Below are 13,111 nucleotides of genomic sequence, written 5' to 3' on the forward strand. Positions count from 1 at the left end.
AGGAAAAAAATGAAAAAGAGAAATAAACGAATTCGTCATGGCGTTGTTGTTGCCGCTTTAGGACTGACTCAAGTAGTCACACCGATCATGGCGATTGCGGAAACAACGGAACAGGAACAAACGATTCGTACTTTAGACAGCTCGAATCATCTGCTGGATTCAACTAGCAGCATTGCCAATGAAATAAACACAAGTGATCCACAACCAACCGAGTCTTCTCAATCGGATCGTTCTTCAGAAGAAAGCGGCGAAAAAACCTCAGGGACGGGTTCAGAAAAAACGAATCAAAGTGAAACGCCTACTGCAACTTCTTCCACCCATACAGCAGATACCACTGACTCGTCACAAGGAAGTTCTTCAGAAACCGAATCCAAAGAGGCAAAAGAAACCCAAAAGAGTTCTCGTGTCCGCACCCGTATCAATGACCAAGAGCTATTGAAAAAAGGTACCCTGCTGACAATTGCTGGCGAAGAATTCAGCCAAACGGAAGAAACGCGGCTTTTAAACAACAGTCCAGTGAAACTCAAATTAGATTTTGAAATCAATGACGAAGACTATCTAGCAGGCACCACTGTTGTTTTTGATTTGCCAAAAGGCCTAGGGTTTAATGATATGCAAGGCACTAATGATGCAACCAATGCATCTTGGGCAGTAGATAGTGCATCACGTCAATTAACGATCACATTTAATCAATCCGTTCATGATGCATCTTTTTCGCTCATTTTAACCAGCTATCTTTATTCAGAAGATAAGCCTCAGTTGACGATTGCGATCGACGATAAAAACAAGACCAGTTATGCGATTGACTTGTATGAAGAGGTCGATCCAATTCAATATGTGTCAGAAAAAAATGTCTTTGGTATGGAAGGCATGGTTTATTACAATGCCGATCGGGCATTGACCGGCACACAAACTCTTTCGTTACATCTAGTTGATACGCCGGGCGCTTCCTTCAAAAAGATTGAAACGCAACCGTTAAAAGTATTCAGCTATGAAGTGGATATTAAAGGAAAGATCAAGCCAGAAACGCAAACAGCCTTAATAGAAGGATCTGACTACACGATCACATCAAATAGTCTCTACAATACTTCTGTTGAAATCAATCAAATGGACAAACAAAAGGCTTATGGTATTTCTTATCAATTCACCATGAGCTTGACCCAGCTAACCGATTATACATTTTCTTTTTCAAAAGGGTTTCCGACTACTGGGTTTGGTTCGCTGCAACTGAAACAAACTGATGCGAAAAACAGAGGGTTTTCCTTTACAGCAGCAACCAGTAAAGATGAAAAGGAAGTCGATTATAGGTATTATATGGGTGTTGCTTCGGCCAACTTTATGAATGTTAATTCGAAAGGGAATTACTATCTTTCAATTCATCAAATGCCGACTACGATGAAAGCGGGCCAACAAGTCGTTCTTTCTAGTCAAAATGGACAGCCGATTACAACGGATCAGTTGACAGCAAGAGACGCCTTTTACCAAAATGTGGACTTTTCAGATTATTTTTCTGTCGAAAATAAAGGAGATAAACTGATTTTGACCGCTGTAAAAGACAGCAATCTCGCTCTTGGTTCCACGGAAACGACCGTACCCTTTGATCAGAAAGATATTATTCTGAATGTTTCCACACCCTTGATCGCTAATAAAGAATTTAAAATCGTTGAAGATAACTATGTTAAACCTATCAGCGTCCTTAATTCCGATAACGCCGAGACGGCTTGGGGAAATTACAATCAAAATGGCGCTTATACGAGTGACACACCTATCAATATCGAAGGCAGTACCACACAACCAATTAAAAATCTAAAATTTTTTGTTGAACATCCAGAGTATCTTACTTTTAGAAAGGTACCAAAAGTCAGTTATTATTATACTTTAGGAAAAGATTATACGATTGAAGAAGTAGAAGGCGGAACAATGATTACCTTTACGGCGCCAATTACTTATTCCATTCAATTTAACATTGGATTCAATTATGTACCGGACAGTCTACCATCAACACAGTCCATTCCAAGGGAAACCATTCCCCTCACAATTTCCGCAACCGGGCTCGACACGATTCATACCTCTGTCTATACGGGAAGAAAACTATATTCTGAATATACACTGCAAAGCAGTAAGAATCAGTTTTTAGTGAATGCTCGTCAAGATACCATCAGTGATTTGACCGTTGAGACCCATGTGCCGAAAAATACCGATGTTGTGTTTTCGATCATCGATGTTTCCAATGAACAAGTCAGTGGCATTTATCCGCAGTATTGGGATTATGGGGCGTATAATAATCAAGCAATGAAAGAAAGCGATCCAAATTATCCAACGATCACTCACAATGAGGCAACCAACTATTACACCTTTGACTTTGGGACGACCAATCGACGCTACATTATTTCTTATCAATACGCCAATGGGTGGCAAGAAATGAGTACCATTTATGTGCCTGGTTTTGCAAAAGAGCCGTTGTTCAATAATCTGCAAGGATCAGCCACAGTTTCTATTTCAAATACAGCAACGGACATTATCGGAGTTACCCAAAATCCAGTCAATAATACAAAAAACATGACGCAGGTCAAGGTCACGACTAAAAATATCGATGATGGTTCGAAAAAGGTAGCAAATCCAACGATCCTTCTAAAATCGTTAGGAAATACCAATGGCGAAATCAATTTAGGATCGATCGCTGTTTCGAATGTGCCAGATGACAGCTATGAAGTCAAAGAAATTGACGGGGACGTACTGCTTGTCTTTTCAAACTATGTTCTAACGAAAAACATCGAAATCAGTTACAACGTCCTTTCACAAAACGCCGGCCAAATCTCAGCCTCAGCAACGATTGCTTCTGAGACGATCGATACCTTGTCGGAAGCCAAACGGACGGCAACCTCGACGGTGGCCAATCTGCAATTTTCGGCAGGCGATTCCAGCGGGATCATCTACAAAACCAATGCGACACTTGATGTTTATAATACCGAAGAACCAACTGAGAAGATTGCGGGGGTTATTTTGAAGCTTCGGAATCAATTGACAGGAGATATCGTTTCTGCCGTAACGGATGAAAATGGAGAATACCAATTAACTGATATTTATACGGGGACCTATACGCTTTATGTTTCCTACGTCCCAGAAGGTTACGTCATACCACAGGAACTTCAGCTTGGTAAAGAGGTGCAAGTGAACCGGACAGGCAATCATCTTTCTGTCGGCATCACACCAGAAGAAGACTTGTCGACGATCGACGCCAAGGATAGCACGATCTACGTGGGAGATGAATGGCATGCTGAAGACAACTTTGTTTCAGCGACAGACAAACACGGCAATGCGTTGACCTTCTCGGAATTCACCGTCAATGGCGAGGTCGACACGACAAACGTTGGCACCTATGAGGTCAAATACATCAACGGTAGCGTTAGCCAAACAGCGACGATCAGCGTGGTTGCCAACCAAGAAACGGTAGCAGCCAAAGACAGCACGTTATATGTGGGCGATGCATGGACAGCAGCTGATAATTTTCTATCGGCAACGGATAAAGACGGCAATGCAGTGACAATCGCAGAAGTGACTATCAACGGCGAAGTTGATACGGACACACCAGGAGAATACCAAGTCATTTATCGCAATGGCAAAGCCGAAGCGACAGCCACGATTACCGTGTTAGCTGATCAAACATCGGTCAAAGTTAAAGATAGCACCTTATACGTCGGGGATGAATGGCATGCGGTTGATAACTTTGTTTCGGCAACGGACAAAACAGGAGCGAATGTACCATTTTCAGGAGTGACCGTTAGTGGAACCGTGGATACTTCCAAAGAAGGTCAATATCCAGTGGTTTATCAAAACGGCAATCAAAAAGCAACAGCGACGATCACCGTGGTTGCCAATCAAGAAACAGTCGTTGCCAAGGATAGTACACTTTATGTTGGAGATTCATGGGAACTTGCGGATAATTTTGTTTCAGCAACGGATAAGAAGGGGCAACCGTTAAGCTTGGCAGAGCTCACCACCAGTGGTGACGTGGATACGAAAGTACCAGGAGAATACCAAGTCATTTATCGCAATGGCAAAGCCGAAGCGACAGCCACGATCACCGTGTTAGCTGATCAAACGAGTGTCAAAGCCAAAGACAGTACTCTGTATGTCGGCGACGATTGGGAAGCTGCCGACAACTTTGTCTCAGCCACAGACAAAACGGGAGCAAACCTACCATTTTCAGGAGTAACCGTTAGTGGCTCAGTCGATACCTCCAAAGCAGGCGAGTACCCAGTGGTTTACCAAAATGGTCATGTCAAAGCAACGGCGACGATTACAGTCGTTGCGAACCAAGAAACGATAGTCGCTAAAGATAGTACGATTTATGAAGGCGATGACTGGCAAGCCGCCGACAACTATGTGTCGGCAACAGATAAAGACGGCAACGCAGTAAAACTGACTGATATCACAACAGTAGGCACAGTCGATAGCGCCACACCAGGGAAATATGAAGTGATTTATCGCAATGGCAAAGCCGAGGCGAAAGCGACGATCACCGTATTGGCAGATCAAACGAGTGTCAAAGCCAAAGACAGTACTCTGTATGTCGGCGACGATTGGGAAGCTGTCGACAACTTTGTCTCAGCCACAGACAAAACAGGAGCAAACCTACCATTTTCAGGAGTAACCGTTAATGGCTCAGTCGATACCTCCAAAGCAGGCGAGTACCCAGTGGTTTACCAAAATGGTCATGTCAAAGCAACGGCGACGATTACGGTCGTTGCCAACCAAGAAACGGTAGTTGCTAAAGATAGTACGATTTATGAAGGCGATGACTGGCAAGCCGACGACAACTTTTTGTCGGCAACAGACAAAGACGGCAACGCAGTAAAACTTGCAGATATCACAACAGTAGGTACAGTCGATAGCGCCACACCAGGGAAATATGAGGTGATTTATCGCAATGGTAAAGCTGAGGCGAAAGCGACGATCACCGTATTGGCAGATCAAACGAGTGTCAAAGCCAAAGACAGTACTCTGTACGTCGGCGACGATTGGGAAGCTGCCGACAACTTTGTCTCAGCCACAGACAAAACGGGAGCAACGGTTGAATTATCAGGAGTAATCGTTACTGGTACCGTCGATACCAATCAAGAAGGCACATACGATGTCACTTATACGAATGGAAAAGTCAGCGCCACAGCGACAATCACTGTGGTTGCTCACGAAGAAACGGTCGTAGCAAAAGATAGTACAATCTATGAAGGAGAGAAATGGCAAGCCGTCGATAATTTTGTCTCGGCATCAGATAAAAGCGGACAAGTAGTCGATTATGATCAAGTATTGATTAGCGGTACAGTCAATACTGATGTGCCTGGAAAATACCAAGTCATTTATCGAAATGGCAAAGCCGAAGCAACTGCCACGATCACCGTGTTGGCAGATCAAACGTCTGTGACTGTGAAAGATAGCGTGATTTATGTCGGTGACAACTGGACAGCAGCCGACAATTTTGTCTTCGCTACAGATCGTGACGGTAAGTCACTCGCATTGGAGCAACTACTGGTGGACGGTTCGGTGGATACGAAGAAAACGGGCACCTATCAAGTCACTTATTCAATCGTAACCGATGAAGCAGCAACTCCTAACTTTTTCGCACGTTTATTTGGTACTCGCTCACAAGAAGCAGTCACCGCCACAGCGACGATCAAAGTCGTTGAAAAAGCAGAAGAACCAGAGGAGGACGATCAGCAGCCAGAGAAAGATGATTCTGACAAAGGGCAACAAAAACCAACGGATGAAGGGCAGACTGACAAACAAACCAAAGCGACCGCAAAGGACAAACGGGTGCTACCAAAGACTGGTACAGCCATCACTCAAGGCTATTCGATTGCAGGAGTGAGCCTTGTTGCTCTAGCGGGGATCGTCTTCTTTCGTAAGAAACACACGAACAAAAGCAGAAAAACGAAATAAGTCGCAATGACTCTAGCAGCGGATATCCTTCACGATATCCGCTGTTTTTTTTAATACCTGCTGTATTGCGGTTTTCTTGTCCGATAAGCAGCCGTATAAAGAAGATATAAAGATGCTAGCAGAAGATTTACACTATTTTTATTTCTTTTTGCGTATGCTTACGTCATGAAGGAGTGAAGAATATGAATCTTGTTTTAGGAATAATCGGAGTGATCGTAATGATCTATCTCTTTTGGTACTTGTTTGAGGGGGGAGAACGATGAGTAGCTATTTTGTGCAAGGCTTTTTATTTTTACTGATCTTACTAGCAGCAGCGGTTCCTTTGGGCTGGTATATCAAAGAAATCATGCAAGGAAAAACACCGCGGTTTGTCCGCTTTATTCAACCCATTGAACGGTTGACCTATCGAGTGATTGGTTCGGTCAGTAAAAAAGAAATGACCGCCAAAACCTATCTATTTTCCGTCTTGGCCGTCAGTGTCTTTTCCATCATCGGCTTGACCGGATTATTGATGGTTCAGCACTGGTTACCGCAAGGGGCAGCCGTTGAGAATATGTCCTTTGACTTAGCATTGAACACAGCCGTCAGTTTTGTGACGAACACGAACTGGCAAGCTTACGCTGGGGAAGAAGCACTGACCAATCTTTCCCAAGCATTAGAATTAACGGTGCAAAATTTCTTATCAGCGGCAGTAGGACTAGCCGTACTGTGTGCCTTGATTCGTGGGCTGCAGCAAAAGCAAAAACGTACGGTAGGAAATTTTTGGCAAGACATCACCCGTTCCTTGCTCTATATCCTTTTGCCACTTTCATTGATTTTAGCGATCTTGCTCCTGTCTCAAGGCGTTGTCCAAACGTTGAGCAGCGGCGTGGAAGTCAATGGATTTGAGGGGGAATCCTTTTGGATGGCGCTCGGACCAGTAGCGAGTCAAATCGCCATCAAGCAATTAGGGACCAACGGCGGCGGGTTCTTTGGCGCCAACGCCGCCCATCCATTTGAAAACCCAACGATGTTCAGTAATTTTTTAGAAAACTTAGCGATCTTGTTGCTGCCAGCTGCTTTGATTTTTGCCTTTGGCTTTTGGATCAAAGAATGGAAACAAGGACGTACGATCTTGATCACCGCAACCGTCTTTTTGATCCTAGCTTTTATTGGCGTAGTGATCAGTGAAGCTTATGGACCGCAATTCAGTCAAGTGCTTGGGAATGCCAATCTAGAAGGCAAAGAAGTACGTTTCGGTGTCGGTTGGTCGAGTCTCTGGGCAGTGAGTACCACCGCTGCTTCCAGTGGATCAGTCAATGCCATGCTGGATAGTTTCACACCACTCGGGGGTGCGATCCCGATGTTCTTGATGCAGCTGGGGGAAATCATCTTTGGTGGTGTCGGAAGCGGACTTTATGGCATGATCGCTTTTCTATTATTGACGGTCTTTATCGCTGGTTTATTAGTCGGACGAACACCTGAATATATCGGCAAAAAAATCGAAGCTTTTGACATTAAAATGACGAGTATCGTTATTTTGACGCCATTGCTACTGACTCTTTTCGGGGCTATGTTGATGACCTTGCATCCTGACATCATGAGCTGGCTAACCAACCAAGGCGCCCATGGCTTTAGCGAACTGTTGTATGCAGCAACTTCCTTCAGCAACAATAACGGGAGTGCCTTTGGCGGCTTGACCGCAGATACTGTTTTCCTAAATAGTTTGGGTAGTATCTTGATGTTCGTTTCACGTTTCGTTCCCATCGCAGCCATTTTATATCTGGCAGAAAACATGGGGGCCAAAAAGAAAACCGTTCGTAATGAAGGAACCTTGTCAACCACGAGTCCAGTCTTTGTCACGATGCTGATCATTGTGATCATCGTGATCGGTGCACTGAGCTTTTTACCAGCGATGGCTTTAGGTCCAATCGCAGACTTCTTTACAACGAAATAGGAGAGAGAAAAAATGAAAAAAATCTATCAATGGGCGATCGGCGAATCCTTTAAGAAATTGGATCCTCGTCACCAAATCAAAAACCCCGTGATGTTTGTGGTTTATTTAGGGGCAATCTTGACAACGATTTTATGTTTTCAAGAACAAACGGTCCCGTTGTGGTTTAGCATCAGTGTGACCATCTTCTTATGGTTGACCTTGTTGTTTGCCAATTTTGCCGAAGCAGTGGCAGAAGGGCGCGGCAAAGCACAAGCGGATAGTTTGAAGCAAGCCAAAAAAGAAATCATGACCTACAAAGTCATGTCCTTGGAAGATGTAGCGAAAGAGGCTTTTATCGAAGTCCGTTCCTCCGATTTGAAAAAAGGCGACTTGGTGTATGTTCCATCTGGCGAACAAATTCCTGCCGATGGGGATGTCGTGGAAGGTGCTGCTTCGGTGGACGAAAGTGCCATCACAGGAGAATCAGCACCTGTCATTCGTGAATCTGGCGGCGACCGCAGTGCAGTCACGGGAGGAACGTTAGTCGTTTCCGATTACTTGGTCATCAAAGTGACCGCTGAAAATGGCCACTCCTTTTTGGATAAGATGATTGCGATGGTGGAAGGGACGCAACGGAAAAAAACACCCAATGAGATTGGCTTGCAGCTGTTCTTAGTGACACTGACCATCATCTTCTTGGCAGTTTCCATCACATTGATTCCTTTTACCGATTTTAGCAGTCAGTTATCTGGTCGGGGAACGGCGATTTCCAGTGTGATCGTGATCGCTTTATTGATTTGTCTCGCACCGACCACGATCGGCGCCTTGATTTCCTCGATTGGGATCGCTGGAATGAGTCATTTGACCAAAGAAAACGTCATCGCCATGAGTGGACGCGCGATTGAAGCAGCAGGAGATGTGGATGTTTTGCTGCTGGATAAAACAGGAACCATTACTCTGGGAAACCGCCGTGCCAGTGAGTTCTTGCCAGTACCGGGGGTCACCGCTAAAGAGTTGGCAGATGCAGCGCAGTTGGCATCTTTTGCCGATGAAACGGCAGAAGGACGCAGTATCGTGATTTTAGCCAAAGAAGCCTTCAATATTCGTGAACGGGAATTTCAGCAAGCCGATGTTCATTGGATCGATTTTAGTGCCAAAACACGGATGTCTGGGATCGACTATCGTGGTGATGAGATCCGTAAAGGAGCTGCGGATACGATCAAGCAATATGTGACGGCAAAAGGGCAGACCTATCCCACGGCATGTGACGAGATCGTAGAAAAAGTCGCTAAGGCTGGTGGAACTCCATTGGTCGTAGTGAAAAATGGCCAAGTACTCGGGGTCGTTTATTTAAAAGACATCGTGAAAAACGGGGTTAAAGAAAAATTTGCCGACATGCGCAAGATGGGTATCAAAACGATCATGATCACTGGGGACAACCCTTTGACGGCAGCTGCTATTGCCGCCGAAGCGGGCGTCGATGATTTCTTAGCCGAAGCAACACCAGAAAACAAAATGAACCTGATTCGCGAATATCAGGAAAAAGGGCATTTGGTGGCTATGACGGGGGATGGAACCAACGATGCACCCGCACTCGCCCAAGCCGATGTGGCAATGGCGATGAACACTGGTACGCAAGCAGCCAAAGAAGCGGGCAATATGATCGATCTTGATTCCAGCCCTACCAAATTACTGCAAGTAGTCCAAATTGGTAAACAGCTGCTGATGACCCGTGGGGCTTTGACGACCTTTAGTATCGCAAATGATATCGCCAAATATTTCGCAGTGATCCCTGTTCTGTTTTATGCGATTTATCCAGAACTCGCAGCGCTGAATATCATGAATCTTGGTAGTCCCTTAACTGCGATTTTGTCCGCAGTCATCTACAATGCAGTCGTGATCATCGCCTTGATCCCTCTGGCGTTGAAAGGGGTCAAGTACCAAGAAAAACCAGCCAGCCAAATGCTGCGGCACAATCTGGTCGTCTACGGCCTAGGCGGCATCATCGCACCATTCATTTGCATCAAGCTAGTAGATTTGCTTTTGTCAGCTGTTCTGCTATAAGAAAAATCCATCAGAGTCAAGGAGTCATTTAGGAGGAAAACATGATGAAGAACACCCTCTTTGCCAGTATCAAATTTTTACTAGTTAGTACCGTGCTATTTGGCGGTCTCTATACATTGTTGGTCACTGGAGTCGGACAAGTCTTTTTTGCCCATCAAGCCAACGGCAGTCAAATCGTGGAAGACGGAGCGATCAAAGGATCTGAGCTAATTGCGCAACCTTTTGACCAAGCAGGTTACTTCCAAGGGCGTGATCAAACCGTTTCACAATTGTCGCCCTATGATACGACCCAAAAAAAGACTGTAGCTGAGCGGACAGCGACGTTGCTGGGAGAAAACCCAACCCAAACCAGTGTGCCGATCGATCTCGTGACCGCTTCGGGTAGTGGCGTCGATCCTGATATCAGTGTCGAAGCGGCACTTTTTCAACTGCCGCGGATCGCTGACACAAGAGGCATCGATGAACAAATAATTCATGATATAATAAACAGGAATAAAGTAGCTGATCTGTTCTCCGCAAGAGAATACGTCAATATCATGACCTTGAATCAGCAGCTCGATCAATTACCCGAGGAATAGGGGGAAGCATCTATGAGTGAAAACAACCAGCAGACGATCCCAGAAGAGATACTGCTGCAAGCAGGCTTTGGACCTAAACGTGGCAAACTACGGGTGTTTTTCGGTTTTGCTGCCGGTGTCGGAAAAACCTATACGATGTTAACCGAAGCCCATGAGTGTTTGCTCATGGGCAAAAATGTGGTGATCGGCTATATCGAACCCCACAAACGTCCCGATACTAATCGATTGCTTGAAGGGTTACCACAAGTACCATTAAAGCAATACCAGCACAAGCAATTGACCCTTTATGAGCCAGATATCGATCGACTGATCCAACTAAAACCAGATATCGTCTTGATCGATGAGTTGGCACATACCAATCCCATTGGTGCGCGAAACAAAAAACGTTACCAAGATGTCGATGAACTATTGAATGCAGGAATCACCGTCTACACGACCATCAATGTCCAGCATATCGAAAGTCTGAATGATATCGTGGAAAAGGTCACGGAAGTGGAAGTCAGAGAAACGGTGCCTGACACCTTTTTCCAACACGCCAGTTTGCGGGTAGTGGATGTTGAACCAGACGAACTGATCGATCGATTGGAACAAGGAAAAATCTATGCTGATGAAAATGCCAAACGAGCGCTAAAAAACTTTTTTACGCCAGAAAAACTTGATCACTTACGTGGATTAGCGATCCAAAAAGCTTCCAATCATATCAATCAAATGAACGGCGGTCGAAAACGAGTCCAAAGCAAGCTTTTGACCATCATTGATGATCGCTTGCCGAAAATGGCAGAGAAATGCATTCGTTGGACCGCCCGCTTAGCCCAAGGAGTGGGTGCCGAATGGACGGTCATCCAAGTTCGATCGTTAGATGATACACCTACCGAAGTGCCATTGGCAGAGCGTTTGGGAGCAGAAGTCATCAACATCGAAGCGGATGACAGTTTTGAAACCATCGTAGAGTATGCCAAAATGACGGGTGCCAGTGACATTATCATGGGGAAACAGGTTTCTCAAAAGTGGTTCCAAAAATTGTTTGTCGAGGATTTAGAAGACCGCTTGATTCGCCGCCTTGATGACATTGAGATCCATTTGATTCCTTTTAAAGAAAAAATGCAGCGACCACGGCTGACATTTTCGCAATTATTTGAAGGCGGCGGTCGAGATTTCACCTTGACCTTTGGGCTGATCATGCTCGCCACCTTAGTGACAGAAGGCATGCAGTATCTGCATTTCGGCGAGCAGAACTTGATGCTGGTCTACATCTTTTTTGTTCTCTTAGTGGCCCGTTACACGAGTGGCTATCTATGGAGTGCCATGGCATCGATCATTAGTGTCCTTTCTTACAACTGGTTCTTTGTCGAACCCTTGTATTCCTTGACGGTCTATAAAGCAGGTTATCCAATCACATTAGTGATCATGCTGATCGTTGCCTTGATGATCAGTAACTTGATGGTTCGATTGAAGACCCAAGCAGAAAATGCCAAGGAAAAAGAGCATCAAATGGAGATATTGTATGAACTGAACAAACAATACATGGAAACGCGGAATGAGCAAGAAATCTATGAAAGTACGACCACCTATTTGGCACGCTTACTCCAGCGAGAAGTGGCGTTATATGACAGAGAAGGCCATTTAAGAAGTCTGCATTCTTCAAGAGAAACACTGTCTCAACTGACTGGCAAGGATGAGAAAGCCGTCGCTTTTTGGGTCGTGAAAAATCAAAAAGAAGCTGGTCGCGGCACAGATACTCTGATTGGTGCCAATGGGTTTTACTTGCCGATCGTTTTAAACGGCAAACCACTAGGCGCCCTTGGGGTAGAACGCAACGAGGAGCATCAGTTGGCCAATAGTCAATTGAATTACTTGCGCCTTGTGATCACCCAAATCGCGACCGTGTTGGAACAAGTCTCATTAGCGAGTGAGAAAGAACAGATCCAATTAGAAAACGAACGGGAAAAAGTCCGCAGCAATCTGCTGCGTGCGGTCTCCCATGACTTGCGGACCCCCTTGACGACAATTTCTGGCATTGCCGAAACATTGAGTGAAACCGAAGGCGTGATCAAAAAGGAAACGAAACAAAAGCTGCTAGGAGACATCCAAAGTGAATCCCAGTGGTTGATCCGCATGGTTGAAAACTTATTGTCGGTGACCCGTATCAACTTGACCAATATGGCGGTCAAGCGCAGTGAAGAACCAATCGAAGAAATTATCGAAGCGGTTTTGACACACCTAAAGAAAGTCTATCCGCAACAAAAAATCATCGTGAAGATGCCTGATCAGCTGATTTTTGTCCAAGTCGATCCCATCTTGATCGAACAAGCCTTGTTTAATTTGATTGAAAATGGGGTTCGCCATGGAACCGCCGATACACCGATTTTCTTGCGAGTTTCTCAAGAGCAAGAAGTGGTCATTGAAATCGAAAACCAAGGGGAGATCCCCTTAGGGCAATACCAAAAAATCCAAGCGAATTTGACCAATGACACCGAAGTGCCGGTGGATTCAAAAAATGGATTAGGTATCGGACTGAGTATCGTTAAAACCATCATCCATGCCCATGAAGGCAAATTGGCGATCGAAACGAAAGCAGGGAGTACGATCTTTCGTATTTATTTAAAGCAGTAAG

5 protein-coding genes are annotated in these 13,111 nt (G+C 45.0%); all 5 read left to right on the forward strand.

From position 1 onward, the window contains the following. The first annotated feature begins 9 nt into the window (after positions 1-9). The 5 genes from IGI69_RS05735 to IGI69_RS05755 all read left to right on the forward strand — a co-directional run bounded on the left by IGI69_RS05735 (position 10) and on the right by IGI69_RS05755 (position 13,110). Entirely contained in the window at positions 10-5,940 is a 5,931-nt protein-coding gene (locus tag IGI69_RS05735) for a bacterial Ig-like domain-containing protein (protein WP_438740009.1), read from the forward strand. 259 nt (positions 5,941-6,199) lie between these two features. After that, the gene (gene kdpA, locus IGI69_RS05740; protein WP_438740011.1) at positions 6,200-7,876 is read left to right on the forward strand and encodes a potassium-transporting ATPase subunit KdpA; all 1,677 of its coding nucleotides are present in this window, start codon (positions 6,200-6,202) and stop codon (positions 7,874-7,876) included. A 12-nt stretch (positions 7,877-7,888) separates the two neighbouring features. Continuing rightward, positions 7,889-9,919, forward strand: coding sequence for a potassium-transporting ATPase subunit KdpB (kdpB, locus tag IGI69_RS05745; protein ID WP_081116762.1), 2,031 nt, complete (start codon positions 7,889-7,891; stop codon positions 9,917-9,919). A 41-nt stretch (positions 9,920-9,960) separates the two neighbouring features. Continuing rightward, positions 9,961-10,497: a potassium-transporting ATPase subunit C gene (locus IGI69_RS05750; protein WP_431406104.1), complete on the forward strand. Its 537-nt coding sequence runs from the start codon at positions 9,961-9,963 to the stop codon at positions 10,495-10,497. A 12-nt stretch (positions 10,498-10,509) separates the two neighbouring features. Continuing rightward, positions 10,510-13,110 (forward strand): sensor histidine kinase, encoded by a 2,601-nt coding sequence (locus IGI69_RS05755; protein ID WP_142962722.1) that lies wholly within the window; start codon positions 10,510-10,512, stop codon positions 13,108-13,110. The last annotated feature ends 1 nt before the right edge of the window (position 13,111 follow it).

This window comes from Enterococcus sp. DIV1083b (genome assembly GCF_051713705.1).
Taxonomy (GTDB): Bacteria; Bacillota; Bacilli; order Lactobacillales; family Enterococcaceae; genus Enterococcus_D; species Enterococcus_D casseliflavus.